Source organism: Pseudomonas sp. BMW13, from assembly GCF_013357275.1.
Taxonomy (GTDB): Bacteria; Pseudomonadota; Gammaproteobacteria; order Pseudomonadales; family Pseudomonadaceae; genus Aquipseudomonas; species Aquipseudomonas khazarica.
On the sequence record NZ_SUKD01000015.1, the window covers coordinates 17,687 to 34,452 of the forward strand.

Genomic DNA, 16,766 nt, shown 5'->3' on the forward strand with positions numbered 1-16,766 from the left:
GGTGGATGGGTGGAGCGTCATCCACCCTAGGTTCGGGCGCCCAGCATTTCGGCCTTGCGCAGCCAGCCCTGGCGCTGCTCTTCGGTAGATGGCCGCACGGGGGCGAACTCGCTCAGGCGACGGGTCCTGATGCCGCAGAAACCGAGAATGGTGCGCACCATCTGCCGATGCGCCGGGGCGCCGTAGATCCAGCGGAAGTACCAGCGCGGCGTGTCCATGGTCACCAGCAGGTCGGCGCTGCGTCCGCTGAGCAGCTTGTCCCAGAGCTGCGAGCGATTGCGGTACTTGAAAGCGAAGCCGGGCAGGAACACGCGGTCGAAGAAGCCCTTGAGCAAGGCCGGCACGCCACCCCACCAGACGGGGTAGACGAACACCAGGTGCTCGGCCCAGTGGATCAGGCGCTGCGCTTCGAGCAGGTCCGGCTCCAGGTTCTGGCTCTGGTCATAGCCGTCGCGCAGTATCGGGTCGAACTGCATTTCCCCGAGCCTGAGCTGGCGCACCACGTGTCCCTTGCCGCGTGCGCCGTGGCTGAATGCCTCGGCCAGGGCGTGGCAGAGGCTGTCCTGCTTCGGCGAGCCGAGAACCAGCAGGATGCGCTTGCCGTCTCCTTCCAGCGGCGTTGCGCCGCTCTTGCCCTCACTCATGCCTGCCGGCTCCGAGCATGTCCTGTGGGCGTACCCACTGGTCGAACTGCTCGTCGTTCAGGTAGCCGAGCTGCAGCGCGGCCTGGCGCAGCGTGCTGCCTTCGTTGTAGGCCTTCTTGGCGATCTCGGCGGCCTTGTCGTAGCCGATGTGCGGGTTGAGCGCGGTGACCAGCATCAGGCCGTTCTCCAGGTGGGCGGCCATCTGCGCGGCGTCCGGCTGCAGGTCGGCGACGCAGTGCTGCTGGAAGTTGCGGCAGCCGTCGGCCAGCAGGCGGATCGACTGCAGCAGGTTGTGGATGATCACCGGCTTGAACACGTTGAGCTGCAGATGACCCTGGCTGGCAGCGAAGCTGATGGTGCTGTCGTTGCCCAGCACCTGGCAGGCGAGCATCGACAGCGCTTCGCACTGGGTCGGGTTGACCTTGCCGGGCATGATCGAGCTGCCCGGTTCGTTGGCGGGCAGGCGCACCTCGGCGAGACCGGCGCGCGGCCCGGAACCCAGCAGGCGCAGGTCGTTGGCCAGTTTCATCAGGGCCACGGCCAGGGTCTTCAGCGCGCCGGAAAGCTGCACCAGCGGCTCATGGCCGGCGAGGGCGGCGAACTTGTTCGGGGCGCTGGTCAGCGGCATGCCGGACAGCGCCGCCAGTTCGGCGGCCATCGCCTCGGCGAAGCCGGCCGGGGCATTCAGGCCGGTGCCGACGGCGGTGCCGCCCTGGGCCAGTTCGCACACCGCAGGCAGCGCCGCGCGGATGGCAGCCTCGGCGTGGCCGAGCTGGGCGACGAAGGCGGACAGCTCCTGGCCGAAGGTGATCGGCGTGGCGTCCATCATGTGCGTGCGCCCGGTCTTGACCAGGCTGGCGTGGCGCTGCGCCTGCTCCTGCAGGCCGTCGCGCAGTTCGGCCAGGGCCGGCAGCAGGCAATGGCGAACGTCCTGCACCGCGGCGATGTGCATGGCGGTGGGGAAGCAGTCGTTGGAACTCTGCGCGCGATTGACGTGATCGTTGGGGTGCACCGGGGTCTTGCCGCCGCGCTGGCCGCCAGCCAGTTCGTTGGCGCGGCCGGCGATCACCTCGTTGACGTTCATGTTGCTCTGCGTGCCGCTGCCGGTCTGCCAGACCACCAGCGGGAACTGCGCGTCGTGCTGGCCTTCGAGCACTTCGTCGGCGGCCTGCTCGATCAGCCGGGCGATGTCGGCTGGCAGTTCGCCGTTGCGGCTGTTGACCCGCGCAGCAGCCTTCTTGATCAGGGCCAGGGCGTGCAGCACGGCCAGCGGCATGCGTTCCTGGCCAATGGCGAAGTTGATCAGCGAGCGTTGGGTCTGCGCGCCCCAGTAGGCGTCGGTGGGGACTTCGATGGGGCCGATGCTGTCGGTTTCGGTGCGGCTCATGGCGTTCTCCGGGGCAAATGCGAGGGTGCTGGCAGTTTAGGTCGCGCTGCCGGAGACTGGTTCCGCAACTTCTCTATCGCCCCGATTACCAGCGGGCGTGAGTCTCTCCCAGCCAGCCCAGTGCGCCGTCCACCGGTACCCGCTCGCCCTTGGGCCCGCGCAGTACGCCGGTGAAATGACCGAAGTGCTGGACGGTGTTGGCATGGAACGGGCCGATCTTGGGGCAGGCCTTGTGCAGCTGGCGTGGAGCGAAGCGCAGGGATACGCGGTCGTCTTCGCTGTCCAGGCGCCAGGGGGTGAGGGGCGCGTGCGAGGTCCGCTCGATATGCATCGGGCTGCCCAGTTGCTGCACTTCGCCGCCGAACCACAGCGAGTTTTCCGACAGGCCGCTGTGGTCCAGCCAGCCCGAGCCGAAGTTGCCGGCGATGCCGCCAGCGGCGGCGAACGCGGCGCGTTGCCAGTAGCTGTTCAACGGCCAGACGCCACGGCCGAAATCGAGGGCGGCAAAACTCTGCCCCGGCGTGCAGCTATAGTGCTTGCGCCCCAGCTGCAGGCTGCCGGCGGTGGGCAGTCCCAGTTGCCGGCTGGTGGCGTGGAAGCCGCCATTCTGCATGGGCGCGACCAGGTTGACCGATTCCAGGTGGGCCGGGCGCTGGATATCCAGCGCCACCTGCATGGGCTGGCCACCGATATCGGGCGCCGCAGCCGTCAGGCGCAGGCGGCCGGAGTGCTCATCGATGCGCAGCTGCAGCCGGGAGTGGCTGAAGGAGTGGCTTTCCAGGGGCAGGTCGGGCAGTTGGCAACCGAGGGCGAAGGGGCGGAGCTGGGTGTGGGCCACTGCCTGGCCGCTTTCCAGGTCGAGGAAGTAGGCGGCGCCGTAGCCGAGGTAGTCGAGATCGGCCAGGGTCAGCGAGAGCATCCACTGCGGGGTGGTGATGCACCAGTGATTCCAGCGCTTGCGCCGTCCGGCGTGACCCCGCAGGGCGCAGTCGACCAGGGGGCGATTGGACCAGCCAATGGCTTCGTCCAGCAGCTTGCCCTTGCTGTCGCAGAGCGGCTGGAGCCGAAAGGGCGCATGTGAGGCGAAGCTGTTCATCGAGCACATCCATGTTTGTGCGCGGGCTGGCGATCAATTGCCGTGTCGAGGAGTGCGCACGCCTTGCTGGAGATAATGGCTGGAGGCAGACAGAATGCCGAGCCTGCCCAAGCATGAGCAAGTACTGGCACTTTGGCAACTGACCAGTGGGTGCGCCGGTGGGCAACACGGCTGTGAGCCAGCGCACAGTTCGTGACGCTTGAGCGAAATCGGCGCAGGGCACAAAATGCCGGCACCGTAGTCTACCCAGACTCATTCATCACCGTTGGAACCTCTCATGCCCCGTTTCCACCAGTTGTGTGCCGCCGTACTGCTCGCCGCCGGCTCGTCCCTGGCCATGGCCGATGCCGCCAGCCATGCCGCCGATGCCGAGCGCTTCCTCAAGCTGGCCCACGCTGACAAGCTGACCGTGCCGGTGTATGGCCAGGTGCAGCAGATGTTCGCCCAGCGTTTCGCCCAGGCGCCGGAAGGCAAGCAGGCCGTGCTGGAGAGCTACCAGGCCAAGGCCAATGCCGCACTGGACAAGGCCGTGGGCTGGGACAAGCTGAAGCCGGACATGGTCAAGCTCTACACCAGCAACTTCGACGAGAAGGAGCTCAAGGAGCTGATCCGCTTCTACGAGTCGCCGCTGGGGCAGAAGGTGTTGCAGAAGATGCCGATGCTGACGGCGCAATCGGCACAGATCACCCAGGGCAAGCTGGAAACCGCCGTGCCTGAGGTGAACAAGCTGCTGGCCGACATGAGCAACGAGCTCGGCCTGCCGAAACAGCCCTGATGGAGCCCAAGATGTCCAAGCAAGACCTGATCGTCACCGCCCTGGCCGGGTTGCAGCCCGAGCACCTCGAGGTGCTGGACGAGAGCCACATGCACAGCCGTGGCCTGGAAACCCACTACAAGGCGGTGATCGTCAGCCCGGCGTTCGCTGGGTTGAACGCGGTCAAGCGGCATCAGAAGGTCTATGCCACGGTCGGTGAGCTGATGGGCCAGATCCACGCCCTGGCGCTGCACACCTACACCCCGGAGGAGTGGGCCGCGCAGGGCACGGCGCCCGCTTCGCCGACCTGCCGCGGCGGGCATTGACCTGGCCCGGATGAAACCTGCAGCAGCATTGCCGCAGATTTCTCGGGCGGCGCTGCGCTCAATCAGGTCAATGCCGGGCTAGCCGAAGACGCAATCCGGGGCGGCGAGCATTTCCGGATTGCATCCGGCTACGCGGCAGGCTGTCGCGCCCTGTCGCCAACTTGCCCCGCTGATTGGCCGCTTTGCTACAATCGCCCCCGCGCCGGCCCATGCCGGCGTTTTTCATGTCACCCGGTCCGCCCTTTACGTGGGCGACTACTGAGAGAACTGTTCATGACTGACAAGATCGTCGTGGCGGCGCTGTATAAATTCGTCTCCCTGGCGGATTATCAGGCGCTGCGCGAACCCCTGCTGCAAACCCTGCTCGACAACGGCATCAAGGGCACCCTGCTGCTCGCCGAAGAGGGCATCAACGGCACCGTTTCCGGCACCCGCGCGGCCATCGACGCGCTGCTCGCCTGGTTCCGCCAGGATGCCCGTCTGGCCGATATCGATCACAAGGAATCCTACTGCGACGAACAGCCGTTCTATCGCACCAAGGTCAAGCTGAAGAAGGAGATCGTCACCCTCGGTGTGCCGGGCGTCGATCCCAACCAGCGTGTCGGTACCTACGTCGAGGCCAAGGACTGGAATGCCCTGATCAGCGACCCCGAGGTACTGCTGATCGATACGCGCAACGACTACGAGGTGTCGATCGGTACCTTCGAGGGCGCGATCGACCCCAGGACCAAGACGTTCCGCGAGTTTCCCGAGTACATCCGCCAGCACTTCGACCCGAGCAAGCACAAGAAGGTGGCGATGTTCTGCACCGGCGGCATCCGCTGCGAGAAGGCCTCCAGCTACATGCTCGGCGAAGGTTTCGAGGAGGTGTACCACCTCAAGGGCGGCATCCTCAAATACCTCGAGGACGTACCGCAGGAAGAGACCAAGTGGCAGGGCGACTGCTTCGTCTTCGACAACCGCGTGACCGTGCGCCACGACCTGTCGGAAGGCGACTACGATCAGTGCCATGCCTGCCGCACGCCGATTTCCGTGGAAGAGCGCCAGTCCGAGTTCTACAGCCCGGGCGTCAGTTGCCCGCATTGCTGGGACTCGCTGCCGGAGAAGACCCGTGAAGGCGCGCGCGAGCGGCAGAAGCAGATCGAGCTGGCGCGTCAGCGTAACCAGCCACACCCGATTGGCCGAGACCCCCGCCAACTGAACGAGGCCTGAAGCATGACCAGCCGCCTGCTCTACGTGATGGACCCGATGTGTTCCTGGTGCTGGGGCTTTGCGCCCGTCGCCGAAGCGCTTGCCGAGCAGGCCGCCGCAGCCGGTGTTGCGCTGCAGATCGTGGTAGGTGGCCTGCGGCGCGACCAGATTGCGGTCGATACGGCAGCGCGGGTGCGTTACCTGGGGTACTGGCAGGCGGTCAATGCCAGCACCGGGCAGCTGTTCGACTTCGAGCGCGGCCTGCCGGAGGGCCTGGTGTACGACACCGAGCCGGCCTGTCGCGCCCTGGTCACCGCACGCAGCCTGGATGCGGACAGTGCCTGGACACTGCTCAAGCTGATCCAGCAGGCCTTCTACACCGAGGGTGCCGATGTCACCCAGGCCGGCGTGCTGGTGCAACTGGCGGAGCAGGCGGGCATCCCGCGCATCGAGTTCGCCGAGGCGTTCGACAGCCAGGCGATGCACGATGCCACGCTGGCCGACTTCACCTGGGTGCAGGACCTCGGCATCGCCGGCTTTCCCACCCTGCTCGCCGAGCGCGACGGCCAGCTGGCGCTGCTGACCAACGGCTATCAGCCGCTGGAAGCCCTGTCACCCCTGCTGGGACGCTGGCTGGAGCGTGCCGGCCATGCCTGATAGGTTGAGCTGGGCGCAGATTCGGCGCCTGGCCCTGCGTCACAAGAAGGCGCTGCTGCTGGCCAACCTGGTGGCGGTGCTGGCGACCCTGTGCAGCGTACCGATTCCCCTGTTGTTGCCGCTGCTGGTCGACGAAGTGCTGCTGCATGATGGCAACGCCGCGCTCCAGGTGATGGACCGTTTCCTGCCGGCCGGCTGGGAAACGGCGGCCGGCTACATCGGCCTGATGCTGTTGCTGACCCTGCTGCTGCGCAGCTCCGCGCTGATCTTCAACGTGTTGCAGGCGCGCCTGTTCGCCAGGTTGTCGAAGGACATTGTCTATCGCATCCGCGTGCGCCTGATCGAGCGCCTCAAGCGCATTTCCCTCGGCGAGTACGAGAGTCTGGGCGGCGGCACCGTGACCACCCACCTGGTCACCGACCTGGACACCCTGGACAAGTTCGTCGGCGAGACCCTGAGCCGCTTTCTGGTGGCGATGCTGACCCTGCTCGGCACGTCGGCCATCCTCATCTGGATGCACTGGCAGCTGGCGCTGCTGATCCTCCTGTTCAACCCGCTGGTGATCTACGCCACGGTGCTGCTGGGCAAGCGCGTCAAGCACCTGAAGAAGCTGGAGAACGACAGCACCTCGCGCTTCACCCAGGCGCTGACCGAAACCCTGGAAGCGATTCAGGAAGTGCGCGCCGGCAACCGCCAGGGGTATTTCCTCGGGCGTCTCGGCGGCCGTGCCCGCGAGGTGCGTGACTATGCCGTGGCCTCGCAGTGGAAGAGCGATGCGTCCAGCCGCGCCAGTGGCCTGCTGTTCCAGTTCGGCATCGATGTGTTCCGCGCGGCGGCGATGCTCACCGTGCTGTTCTCCGACCTGTCCATCGGCCAGATGCTCGCCGTGTTCAGCTACCTGTGGTTCATGATCGGCCCGGTCGAGCAGCTGCTCAGCCTGCAGTACGCCTTCTATGCCGCGGGCGGTGCGCTGACGCGCATCAACGAGCTGCTGGCGCGCCAGGACGAGCCGCAGTACGTCGGCCAGGTCGACCCGTTCAAGGGCCGCGACACCGTCGGCATCGAGGTACAGGGGCTGACCTTCGCCTATGGTGACGAACCGGTGCTGGACCGTCTCGACCTGTCCATCGGCCCCGGCGAGAAGGTGGCCATCGTCGGCGCCTCGGGCGGCGGCAAGAGCACCCTGGTGCAGCTGCTGCTCGGCCTGTACACGGCGCAGGCCGGCACCATTCGCTTCGGCGGCAGCAGCCTGGAGGAAATCGGTCTGGACTGCGTGCGCGACAACGTCGCCGTGGTGCTGCAGCATCCGGCGCTGTTCAACGATACGGTGCGCGCCAACCTGACGATGGGTCGCGAGCGCAGCGACGAAGCCTGCTGGCAGGCGCTGCGTATCGCCCAGCTGGCCGACACCATCGCGCTGCTGCCGCAGGGCCTCGACAGCGTGGTCGGGCGCAGCGGCGTGCGCCTGTCCGGCGGGCAGCGCCAGCGCCTGGCGATTGCCCGCATGGTGCTGGCCGAGCCCAAGGTGGTGATCCTCGACGAAGCCACCTCGGCGCTGGACGCCGCGACCGAATATGCCCTGCACGAAGCCCTGGCGCAGTTCCTCGAGGGGCGCACCACGCTGATCATTGCCCACCGCCTGAGTGCGGTGAAGCAGGCCGACCGCGTGCTGGTGTTCGATGGCGGCAGCATCGCCGAGGATGGCGACCACCAGCAGCTGATCGCCGAGGGCGGGCTGTACGCCAAGCTGTACGGGCACCTGCAGCAGGGCTGAGCCGGCAGGGGCTTTGGCGCGGCGCTGCAAGCAGGTTTTCGTGGCTGCAGCGGAATGCCGCCCAGCCGCTCCTGCAGGTGGGCGATGTTGACTGAGCGCTGCCACTGAGGCCCCGGATTTCATCCGGGCTACAGCGCGGCTCGAATCAGGTAGCCCGGATGCAATCCGGGGCGCCGTGCAGGCGGATACCCGCGGGCGCTGGCCTGTCGCGGCTGAATCCCCTCCCACGTGGGGTGTCCGGCTGCTCTGTTTCGTTCAGTAGCGTCGTAGGAGCGGCTTCAGCCGCGATGCTCTTTTGCACACCCGGTCCCCGCAGATTGCATCCGGGCTACCGCTTCGTAGCCCGGATGCAATCCGGGGCGCTGTGCAGGCAGATACCCGCGGGCACTGGCCTGTCGCGGCTGAAGCCCCTCCCACGTGGGGGGCCGTGAGGCGGGTATCTGCGAGTGCTTGTCTCAGGCGCTGGTCTTCAGCGCCTTGCCCAGTTCCTCGAACAGCGTCTGCACCGAGCGCAAGGCGCGGCAGTCGGGGCGGGTCAGCAGCCAGAGTTCGGTGTCGCAGCCGGCCAGGGGTTCGCTGAGCGCCCGCAGGTCGGGCTGGCTGCGCAGGACGAAGTCGGGCAGGGCGGCAACGCCGAGCCCGGCACGGGTCAGCTGAGACACGGCGTACATGCTGCTGCAGCGGTAGCTGGGCATGACCCCCGGCAATTCGCGCAGGCGCCAGAGCACGGTGGTGTGGTCCGGCATCGACTCGTCCGGGGCGATCCAGCTCTGCCGCGCCAGGTCGCTGCGGTCCTGCCGGTCGTCACGTGCGCAGACCACGTAGGACACCTGCGCCAGCCGCCGGCCAACCAGGTGCTCCGGTGGCTGGTTGGTCAGGCGCAGCGCCAGGTCGGCATCGCGCCTGCTCAGGTTGGCGAAGTCGTTGGAGGTCACCAGCTCCAGCGACAGCGCCGGGTAGTTGGGCATGAAGCGCGCCAGTGCCGGCAGCAGCAGGCTGCTCAGGACCGCGTCGGTGCAGGTCAGGCGCACCGTGCCGCTGACCACGTGCTTGCCCTGTTCCAGGGCCACGCGGGCGGCGTCCAGTGCCTGTTCGGCGTGCTCGGCCTGCTCGGCCAGGGCCCGCGCGGTCTCGCTGGGCTCGTAGCCGCGCCGGCTTTTCTCGAACAGCGCCACGCCCAGTGCGGCCTCCAGCCGCCGTACGGCGCGAAACACCGTCGAGACGTCCACCTGCAGCAGTTCGGCGGCACGGGCCAGGGAGCGGCCACGCACCAGGGCGAGTACCAGGGAAAGGTCGGCGTGGTCGATCTGATATTGCATCGCTGCAATTCCTGCTTGTCAGTTTGCCAATTATTATTGCGTAAGCGCCCTCTTATAGTGGCAGGTAAACCGCCATGCAAGAGGGGGAGATGCGCATGTACAGCAAGTGTCGAGTCAGGGTCGCCCTGGTGGGTGAATTCAATGCGGCGATCACCGCGCACCGGGCCATTCCCGAGGCGCTGCGGCTAGCTGCCGAAGCCCTGGGCGTGGCGGTCGAACACGACTGGCTGGGCACCGACAGCATCGTCGACGATGCGGCCCTGATGGCCTATGACGGCATCTGGTGCGTACCGGGCAGCCCCTATGTCAGTGCCGACGGGGCATTGCGTGCGATCCGCTTCGCCCGTGAGCAGGGCGTACCGTTCCTCGGCACCTGCGGCGGTTTCCAGCATGCGCTGCTCGAATACGCGCGCAATCGCCTGGGCTGGGCGGATGCCGAACACGCCGAGCTGTCGCCGCAGGCGCAGACGCCGTTGATCGCGCCGCTGGCCTGTGCCCTGCAGGATGTCAGCGAGCGTGTGCACCTGGTTTCGGGATCGCGTATCGCCGAGCTGTACGGTGTGCGCGAAATCAGCGAGCAGTACCTGTGCCGTTATGGCCTGGTCGATGCTTTCGTCGAGCCACTGATGGCGCAGGCGCTGAAGGCCTCCGGGCATGACGAGGCGGGTGCGGTGCGCGCCATCGAGCTGGAGGACCATCCGTTCTTCATCGCGACCCTGTTCCAGCCCGAGCGGGCCGCACTGCAAGGTCGCCTGCCGCCGCTGGTGGCCGGGCTGGTCGGGGCCTGCGCGGTGCAATCGGTGCACGAGGCCCATCTGGAGCAGGCTTCGTGATCGCGGCCACGCCGGAGCCTCCCTATTACGTGGTGATGTTCACCTCGCAGCGGACGCCGGTCGATGCCGGCTACGCCGAGGCGGCGCAGCGCATGCTCGAACTGGCCGCCCGGCAACCTGGCTTTCTCGGCGTGGAGTCGGCGCGCAGCGACGGGCTGGGGATCACCCTGTCGTACTGGCAGAGCGAGGAGGCCATTCGCGCCTGGCGCGAGCATGCCGAACACACGCAGGTCCGCGAGCATGGACGCAGCACCTGGTACACGGCTTTCGTCACGCGCGTGGCCAAGGTGGAGCGCGCCTACGCTTTCGCGCGCCCGGACTGACGGCCGCGGCAAGCCCACTCGCCAGGCTGTAAAGAAAAGCTTACGTTTTACGGGGCTGTGGATGCTCCGCCCGCCAGGTTTTCAGGGCTGTAAGGAATAATTGCCATTGCTGCACCCGGCCACCGCGGCGAGATGCCGCAAGCCATCTTGAGAGCGGCTCTGCGCTCGGTTGTCATGAGGTTGTCCGCAACGCATTCGTGCGCTTGCCATAACAATGACAATCAGGAGGCAGAATGAACGCCGTGGCCAAGATCGAGCAGCACAACCCCATCGGGACCGACGGTTTCGAGTTCGTCGAATTCACCGCGCCGAGCGCCGAAGGCATCGAGCAACTGCGTCAGTTGTTCACGGCCATGGGCTTTACCGAAACCGCCAAGCATCGTTCGAAGGAAGTCTGGCTGTTCCAGCAGAACGACATCAACATCGTCCTCAATGGCAGCCCTACCGGCCATGTCCGTGCCTTCGGCGAGAAACACGGGCCGAGTGCCTGCGCCATGGCGTTCCGCGTGAAGAATGCGGCTCAGGCGGCTACCTACGTCGAGCAGCAGGGCGCCACGCTGGTCGGCAGTCACGCCAACTTCGGCGAACTGAACATCCCCTGTGTCGAGGGTATCGGCGGCTCCTTGCTGTACCTCGTGGATCGCTATGGCGACAAGAACATCTACGACGTCGACTTCGAGTACATCGAAGGCCGTAGCCCCAACGACAATGCTGTCGGCCTGCAGTGCATCGACCACCTGACCCACAACGTGCGTCGCGGCCAGATGGACGTGTGGTCCGGCTTCTACGAGCGCATCGCCAACTTCCGCGAGATTCGCTACTTCGATATCGAGGGCAAGCTCACCGGCCTGTTCTCCCGCGCCATGACCGCGCCTTGCGGCAAGATCCGCATCCCGATCAACGAGTCGGCCGACGACAAGTCGCAGATCGAGGAATTCATCCGCGAATACCATGGCGAGGGTATCCAGCACATCGCCCTGAGCACCGACGACATCTACGCCACCGTGCGCCAGCTGCGCGCCAATGGCGTGGACTTCATGACCACCCCGGAGACCTACTACGAGAAGGTCGACAGCCGCGTCGCCGGTCATGGCGAGCCACTGGACCAGCTGCGCGAGCTGAACCTGCTGATCGATGGCGCACCGGGCGATGACGGCATCCTGCTGCAGATCTTCACCAACACGGTGATCGGCCCGATCTTCTTCGAGATCATCCAGCGCAAGGGTAACCAGGGCTTCGGCGAGGGCAACTTCAAGGCGCTGTTCGAATCCATCGAAGAGGACCAGCTGCGGCGCGGCGTGATCAAGGCCGAGGAGTGATCCCATGAGCCGCAAATGGATCAGCTTTCCCCTGCGTGAGGGTGATTGTTCGCGGCAGGCGCATTGCGACCTGCCGCAGGACACCTACGAGCGCGAGATGGGCCGCGAGGGGTTCTTCGGCCCCACCGCACACCTGCATCACAAGCATGCGCCGACGGGCTGGATCGACTGGGAAGGGCCGCTGCGCCCGCACGCCTTCGACTTCAACGAGGTGCCCTGCGAGCGAGACTGCCCGCTGGCTGCGCCGCTGACCCTGCACAATGCCGACGTCAAGTTGCGCGTCTGGCGTACCCACGGCGCCATGCGCCACCTGGTGCGCAACGCCGATGGCGACGAGCTGCTGTTCGTCCATGAAGGGGCCGGGCACCTGTATTGCGACTTCGGCCATCTGCCGTACCGTGACGGCGATTACCTGCTGATCCCGCGCGGTACCGCCTGGCGCATCGAGGCGAGCACGCCGAGCTACTTCCTGCTGATCGAGAACACCGACGGTGCCTACCAGCTGCCGGACAAGGGCCTGCTCGGCCCGCAGGCGATCTTCGACCCGGCGGTGCTGGAGCATCCGCACATCGACGATGCCTTCAAGGCGCAGCAGGACGAGAACACCTGGCAGATCCGCATCAAGCGGCGCGACCAGATCAGTACCGTGACCTATCCCTACAACCCGCTGGACGTGGTCGGCTGGCATGGCGACAACACCGTGGTGCGTCTCAACTGGCGCGACATACGCCCGCTGATCAGCCATCGCTACCACCTGCCTCCGTCGGTGCACACCACCTTCGTGGCCAACGGTTTCGTGATCTGCACCTTCACCCCACGCCCGGTGGAGTCCGATGCGGGCGCGCTCAAGGTGCCGTTCTTCCACAACAACGACGACTACGACGAGGTGCTGTTCTACCACCGTGGCAACTTCTTCAGCCGCGACAACATCGAGCAGGGCATGGTCACGCTGCACCCGTGCGGCTTCCCCCATGGCCCGCATCCCAAGGCGCTGAAGAAAAGCCAGGTCGATCCGGCGACCTTCATCGACGAGGTGGCGGTGATGATCGACACCCGTCGTGCGCTGGAGGTGGGCGAGGCCGCCGCAGCCGTGGACGTGCCCGAGTACGTCAATTCCTGGCGCGCGCCGGGTACCCAGGGTTAAGGGGCGGGCATCGATCGCCCCGCTCCCACGAGAGGGAGCGGGGCTGCCCGCACGCCAACAGACGAATAGGTAGCAAGCATGAAACTCGCATCACTGAATCAGGGTCGCGACGGTGTTCTCGTCGTGGTCTCCCGTGACCTGAGCCGCGCTGTGCGCGTGCCGCAGGTCGCCGCCACCCTGCAGGCCGCACTGGACGACTGGAACGCGCTGCGGCCCAGGCTGGAGGCGGTCTATCAGCGTCTCAACGACGGTATGGAGGAGGGCGCCTTCGCCTTCGACCAGGCGGCCTGTCACAGCCCGCTGCCGCGTGCCTACCACTGGGCCGATGGCAGTGCCTACGTCAATCACGTGGAGCTGGTACGCAAGGCCCGCGGCGCCGAGATGCCGGAAAGCTTCTGGCATGACCCGCTGATGTACCAGGGCGGTGCCGATGCCTTCATCCCACCGCACAGCCCGATTCGCCTGGCCGACGCAGCCTGGGGCATCGATCTGGAGGCCGAACTGGCGGTGGTCACCGACGACGTGCCGATGGGTGCCACGCCGGCCGAAGCGGCGGGCCACATCCGCCTGCTGATGCTGGTCAACGACGTGTCGCTGCGCAACCTGATCCCCGGCGAACTGGCCAAGGGCTTCGGTTTCTACCAGAGCAAGCCGTCGTCGAGCTTCTCGCCGGTGGCCGTGACCCCGGACGAACTGGGCGACAGCTGGAGGGATGGCAAGGTGCATCGGCCGCTGGTGTCGCACATCAACGACGCGCTGTTCGGCCAGCCGAACGCCGGCGTGGACATGACCTTCAACTTCCCGACCCTGGTCGCCCATGCCGCCAAGACCCGTCCGCTGGGGGCCGGCAGCATCATCGGCTCGGGCACCGTGTCGAACTACGACCGCAGCGCCGGTTCTTCCTGCCTGGCGGAAAAACGCATGCTGGAGATCGTCGAGCAGGGCGAGGCGAAGACGCCTTTCCTGGCCTTCGGTGACCGGGTACGTATCGAGATGTTCGACGCCAGCGGCCAGAGCATCTTCGGTGCCATCGATCAGGTGGTGGAGCGTTACGACGCCCGCTGATCCGTCGGCGCGACTGCAGGAGCGGCTTTCGCCGCGATGTTCGGTTGAATCGCGGCTGCAGCCGCTCCCACGCAGGTTGCGTTTCGAAAGGAATTCGCAATGTTGAAACTCTATGGCTACTGGCGCTCCAGCGCCGCCTACCGCGTGCGTATCGCCCTCAATCTCAAGGGCCTGGCCTATCAGCAGTTGCCGGTGCACCTGCTGCGTGACGGTGGCGAGCAGCATGCCGCCGAATACCGCGCACTGAACCCGCAAGGCCTGCTGCCGCTGCTGGTCGACGAACAGAATGGTGGCGTGCGCATCGCCCAGTCGCTGGCGATCCTCGAGTACCTGGAAGAGATCTTCCCGGTACCCTCGCTGTTGCCCGCCGATCCGGCCGAACGTGCGCAGGTCAGGGCGCTGGCCCTGCACATCGCCTGCGACGTGCATCCGCTGAACAACCTGCGCGTGCTGCAATACCTGGGCAACCAGCTGGGCGCCGACGACGCGGCGAAGAACGCCTGGTACCGGCACTGGGTCGCGCTGGGCCTGGCCGCGGTGGAGGAAGGGCTGGCGCCGTTCGACGGGCGCCTGTCGCTCGGCGCGCATCCGGGTTATCTGGAAGCCTGTCTGATCCCGCAGCTGTATAATGCGCGGCGTTTTAACTGTGACCTTGCCGCGTACCCACGCATTGTCGCCATGGCGGCGCGCTGCGAACCCCTGGAGGCCTTCCGACTGGCCGCCCCGGAGGTGCAGCCCGACGCTCAGTGACACCTCCGGCTTTCATCCAAGCCTTGCATTCCGCCGTGCCACAAGCACGGCGGGTCCGATCCCGTCACAGATAAAAACAAACAGGTGACGCATGACTCGTGAAAAACCGAAGAATCTCTGGCTCTCGCGCTGGGGCTTCATCCTCGCAGCAACCGGCTCGGCCGTCGGCCTGGGCAATATCTGGAAATTCCCCTATATCACCGGTGAGTACGGCGGCGGTGCCTTCGTGCTGATGTACCTGGCGTGCATCCTGGCCATCGGCATTCCGGTGATGATGACCGAGATCGCCATCGGCCGGCGTGGCCGTGGCAGCCCCATCGACGCCATCGGCCGCGTGGTGCGCGAGAACAACGGCAGCCCGCTGTGGAAGGCCGTCGGCGGCATGTCCATGCTCGCCGGCTTCATGATCCTGTGTTTCTACGTGGTCGTCGCCGGCTGGGCCTTCGCCTACACCTGGAAGATGCTCGACGGCTCCCTGGCGGCCACCAGCGTGGAAGCGCTCGGTGGGGTGTTCGAGGCGCATAACGCCAACCCCTGGCAGCTGGGTGGCTGGAGCGTGCTGGTGGCGCTGCTGACCCTGTGGATCGTGGCCAAGGGCGTGCAGAAGGGCATCGAGAATGCGGTGCGCTGGATGATGCCGGGCCTGGCCCTGATGCTCATCGTGCTGGTCGGCTATGCCCTGACCAGCGGCAGCTTCAGCGCCGGCTTCGGCTTCCTGTTCCATTTCGATGCCTCGAAGATCACGGGCGAAGCGCTGCTGGCGGCGCTGGGCCATGCCTTCTTCACCCTGAGCCTGGCCTCCGGGGCGATCCTCACCTACGGCTCCTACATCCCCGACGGCCAGTCCATCGCCCGCACCACCTTCATGGTGGCCATCTGCGACACCTGCGTGGCGCTGCTCGCCGGCCTGGCGATCTTCCCGATCATCTTCGCCAACGGCATGAGCCCGAGCGCGGGCCCGGGGCTGATCTTCATGAGCCTGCCGCTGGCGTTCCAGCAGATGCCGTTCGGCACAGCCTTCGGCGTGCTGTTCTTCGCCATGGTGTCGATCGCTGCGCTGACCTCGGCGATCTCCATGATCGAGGCCACCGTGGCCTACCTGAACGAGAAGCACGGCGTCAGTCGCCTGCGTGCCGCGATGGTGTCCGGGGCGGTGCTGCTGCTGATCAGCCTGCTGGCGATGCTGTCGTTCAACCTGCTGTCCGGCTGGACGCCGCTGGGCAAGAACTTCTTCGACTGGCTGGACTACCTGACCTCGCGCTGGATGATGCCCCTGGGCGGTATCTTCATGGTGATTCTCGCGGGCTATGCGCTGCGTGGCGAGATCATGCGCGATGAGCTCGACCTGCCGCCGGCCGGCTATGCGCTGTGGCTGTTCATGGTGCGCTACGTCAGCCCCGTGCTGATCATGGTGGTGTTCCTGCATGCGCTGGGCTGGCTGCTGTTCGACCCGGTCGCGCAGTGGTACTGGATCGCCGGTGCCATCGGCGCTCTGGCCGTGGTGGGTGAGGTATTGCGTCCACGCGTGATGCCGGTGCTTGCCGGCCGCTGAACACGGACAGGCAGGGTGTCAGCCAAGGCGCAGCTTCTGATGGAGCTGCGCCTTTTTCATTTGCCGCATGGCGCGCGGCAGGGGGCGGGAAGTCGCCAGTTATACGGCGCCAGTAAGCGGATATTTGCCGAAATGCGCCTGCCGGCGAGCGGGCAGTGGCTATCCTCAGACTGTGCGTTTGGCCAATTGCCAGCACTCAAGCGGTGCCAGGTACCTGCCGATACGTTGTTCTCGGCATGGCACAGCAGTTGCCTGTTCAGTCGATCAGGTCGCACCCACGAGGTGCGGCTGCAATAAGAAGAACTGGAGCGACCCCCATATGTTCAAGCCTGCCGCGCGTCTGTTTGCCAACCTTGCCGTGGGCAAGAAACTCCTCATCGGTTTCGGCCTCGTGCTGCTGCTCACCGCCGCCATGACCGGCAGTGGTTATCTCGCCGTCCAGGCGGTGCTCCAGGGGCACGCGCAGGTCGGCCAGCTGGCGCAGGTCAATCAGGAAATCCTCCAGGCGCGTCGTCTGGAGCGCAACTTCGCCATCGAGCAGAGCCCGGAGAGCGCCGAGCGTGTGCGCGAGAGCCTGCGCAAGGTGCAGGGTATGCTCGAGCAACTGGCGCAGCAGAGCGTGGAAAGCAGCC

16 protein-coding genes are annotated in these 16,766 nt (G+C 66.2%); 12 read left to right on the forward strand and 4 right to left on the reverse strand.

Translation table 11 applies throughout. From position 1 onward, the window contains the following. Positions 1–26 precede the first annotated feature (26 nt). The 3 genes from E4487_RS12730 to E4487_RS12740 all read right to left on the reverse strand — a co-directional run bounded on the left by E4487_RS12730 (position 27) and on the right by E4487_RS12740 (position 3,127). On the reverse strand, positions 27–644 hold the full coding sequence (locus E4487_RS12730; protein ID WP_175253517.1) for an NAD(P)H-dependent oxidoreductase: 618 nt from the start codon (positions 642–644) through the stop codon (positions 27–29). Further along, on the reverse strand, positions 637–2,031 hold the full coding sequence (locus E4487_RS12735; RefSeq protein WP_175253518.1) for a class II fumarate hydratase: 1,395 nt from the start codon (positions 2,029–2,031) through the stop codon (positions 637–639). The genes E4487_RS12730 and E4487_RS12735 overlap by 8 nt, the downstream gene beginning before the upstream one ends. 85 nt (positions 2,032–2,116) lie before the next feature. Beyond that, complete coding sequence (locus E4487_RS12740; RefSeq protein ID WP_047587846.1) at positions 2,117–3,127, reverse strand: DUF2804 domain-containing protein; 1,011 nt, start codon at positions 3,125–3,127, stop codon at positions 2,117–2,119. A 277-nt stretch (positions 3,128–3,404) separates the two neighbouring features. Here E4487_RS12740 and E4487_RS12745 point away from each other — a divergent pair, with 277 nt between their 5' ends. The 5 genes from E4487_RS12745 to E4487_RS12765 all read left to right on the forward strand — a co-directional run bounded on the left by E4487_RS12745 (position 3,405) and on the right by E4487_RS12765 (position 7,829). Next, positions 3,405–3,902 carry a DUF2059 domain-containing protein gene (locus tag E4487_RS12745; RefSeq protein ID WP_047587844.1) on the forward strand — a complete coding sequence of 166 codons (498 nt, stop codon included), beginning with the start codon at positions 3,405–3,407 and terminating at the stop codon, positions 3,900–3,902. 11 nt (positions 3,903–3,913) lie between these two features. Beyond that, a complete protein-coding gene (locus tag E4487_RS12750) occupies positions 3,914–4,207 on the forward strand; it encodes a BolA family transcriptional regulator (protein ID WP_037056937.1) in 294 nt (97 codons plus the stop codon). A gap of 273 nt (positions 4,208–4,480) precedes the next feature. Further along, positions 4,481–5,419 carry a rhodanese-related sulfurtransferase gene (locus E4487_RS12755; protein ID WP_047587840.1) on the forward strand — a complete coding sequence of 313 codons (939 nt, stop codon included), beginning with the start codon at positions 4,481–4,483 and terminating at the stop codon, positions 5,417–5,419. A 3-nt stretch (positions 5,420–5,422) separates the two neighbouring features. Beyond that, entirely contained in the window at positions 5,423–6,055 is a 633-nt protein-coding gene (locus tag E4487_RS12760; RefSeq protein ID WP_175253519.1) for a DsbA family protein, read from the forward strand. Continuing rightward, positions 6,048–7,829, forward strand: a complete 1,782-nt coding sequence (locus E4487_RS12765; RefSeq protein ID WP_152488380.1) for an ABC transporter ATP-binding protein — start codon at positions 6,048–6,050, stop codon at positions 7,827–7,829. The genes E4487_RS12760 and E4487_RS12765 overlap by 8 nt, the downstream gene beginning before the upstream one ends. Positions 7,830–8,284: 455 nt before the next feature. Here E4487_RS12765 and E4487_RS12770 read toward each other — a convergent pair whose 3' ends face one another. Beyond that, positions 8,285–9,148, reverse strand: coding sequence for a LysR family transcriptional regulator (locus tag E4487_RS12770; protein WP_175253520.1), 864 nt, complete (start codon positions 9,146–9,148; stop codon positions 8,285–8,287). Between the two features lie 95 nt (positions 9,149–9,243). Here E4487_RS12770 and E4487_RS12775 point away from each other — a divergent pair, with 95 nt between their 5' ends. The 7 genes from E4487_RS12775 to E4487_RS12805 all read left to right on the forward strand — a co-directional run bounded on the left by E4487_RS12775 (position 9,244) and on the right by E4487_RS12805 (position 16,134). After that, on the forward strand, positions 9,244–9,981 hold the full coding sequence (locus tag E4487_RS12775) for a CTP synthase (RefSeq protein ID WP_047587861.1): 738 nt from the start codon (positions 9,244–9,246) through the stop codon (positions 9,979–9,981). Further along, positions 9,978–10,304 (forward strand): antibiotic biosynthesis monooxygenase, encoded by a 327-nt coding sequence (locus tag E4487_RS12780; protein ID WP_175253521.1) that lies wholly within the window; start codon positions 9,978–9,980, stop codon positions 10,302–10,304. Before E4487_RS12775 ends, E4487_RS12780 begins: the two co-directional genes overlap by 4 nt. A 233-nt stretch (positions 10,305–10,537) precedes the next feature. Further along, positions 10,538–11,623: a 4-hydroxyphenylpyruvate dioxygenase gene (gene hppD, locus E4487_RS12785; protein WP_175253522.1), complete on the forward strand. Its 1,086-nt coding sequence runs from the start codon at positions 10,538–10,540 to the stop codon at positions 11,621–11,623. 4 nt (positions 11,624–11,627) lie between these two features. Continuing rightward, positions 11,628–12,767: a homogentisate 1,2-dioxygenase gene (locus E4487_RS12790; protein WP_175253523.1), complete on the forward strand. Its 1,140-nt coding sequence runs from the start codon at positions 11,628–11,630 to the stop codon at positions 12,765–12,767. A 78-nt stretch (positions 12,768–12,845) separates the two neighbouring features. Further along, entirely contained in the window at positions 12,846–13,832 is a 987-nt protein-coding gene (locus tag E4487_RS12795; protein WP_175253524.1) for a fumarylacetoacetate hydrolase family protein, read from the forward strand. A 99-nt stretch (positions 13,833–13,931) separates the two neighbouring features. Continuing rightward, positions 13,932–14,582: a maleylacetoacetate isomerase gene (maiA, locus tag E4487_RS12800; protein WP_037056904.1), complete on the forward strand. Its 651-nt coding sequence runs from the start codon at positions 13,932–13,934 to the stop codon at positions 14,580–14,582. A 91-nt stretch (positions 14,583–14,673) separates the two neighbouring features. Continuing rightward, positions 14,674–16,134, forward strand: a complete 1,461-nt coding sequence (locus E4487_RS12805) for a sodium-dependent transporter (protein ID WP_047587824.1) — start codon at positions 14,674–14,676, stop codon at positions 16,132–16,134. Positions 16,135–16,766 lie beyond the last annotated feature (632 nt).

Excerpts from the sequence above, each read along its gene's own strand:
- E4487_RS12730 (WP_175253517.1), bottom strand. The coding sequence starts at position 644 with ATGAGTGAGGGCAAGAGCGGCGCAACGCCGCTGGAAGGAGACGGCAAG.
- E4487_RS12735 (WP_175253518.1), bottom strand. The coding sequence starts at position 2,031 with ATGAGCCGCACCGAAACCGACAGCATCGGCCCCATCGAAGTCCCCACC.
- E4487_RS12740 (WP_047587846.1), bottom strand. The coding sequence starts at position 3,127 with ATGAACAGCTTCGCCTCACATGCGCCCTTTCGGCTCCAGCCGCTCTGC.
- E4487_RS12745 (WP_047587844.1), top strand. The coding sequence starts at position 3,405 with ATGCCCCGTTTCCACCAGTTGTGTGCCGCCGTACTGCTCGCCGCCGGC.
- E4487_RS12750 (WP_037056937.1), top strand. The coding sequence starts at position 3,914 with ATGTCCAAGCAAGACCTGATCGTCACCGCCCTGGCCGGGTTGCAGCCC.
- E4487_RS12755 (WP_047587840.1), top strand. The coding sequence starts at position 4,481 with ATGACTGACAAGATCGTCGTGGCGGCGCTGTATAAATTCGTCTCCCTG.
- E4487_RS12760 (WP_175253519.1), top strand. The coding sequence starts at position 5,423 with ATGACCAGCCGCCTGCTCTACGTGATGGACCCGATGTGTTCCTGGTGC.
- E4487_RS12765 (WP_152488380.1), top strand. The coding sequence starts at position 6,048 with ATGCCTGATAGGTTGAGCTGGGCGCAGATTCGGCGCCTGGCCCTGCGT.
- E4487_RS12770 (WP_175253520.1), bottom strand. The coding sequence starts at position 9,148 with ATGCAATATCAGATCGACCACGCCGACCTTTCCCTGGTACTCGCCCTG.
- E4487_RS12775 (WP_047587861.1), top strand. The coding sequence starts at position 9,244 with ATGTACAGCAAGTGTCGAGTCAGGGTCGCCCTGGTGGGTGAATTCAAT.
- hppD (WP_175253522.1), top strand. The coding sequence starts at position 10,538 with ATGAACGCCGTGGCCAAGATCGAGCAGCACAACCCCATCGGGACCGAC.
- E4487_RS12790 (WP_175253523.1), top strand. The coding sequence starts at position 11,628 with ATGAGCCGCAAATGGATCAGCTTTCCCCTGCGTGAGGGTGATTGTTCG.
- E4487_RS12795 (WP_175253524.1), top strand. The coding sequence starts at position 12,846 with ATGAAACTCGCATCACTGAATCAGGGTCGCGACGGTGTTCTCGTCGTG.
- maiA (WP_037056904.1), top strand. The coding sequence starts at position 13,932 with ATGTTGAAACTCTATGGCTACTGGCGCTCCAGCGCCGCCTACCGCGTG.
- E4487_RS12805 (WP_047587824.1), top strand. The coding sequence starts at position 14,674 with ATGACTCGTGAAAAACCGAAGAATCTCTGGCTCTCGCGCTGGGGCTTC.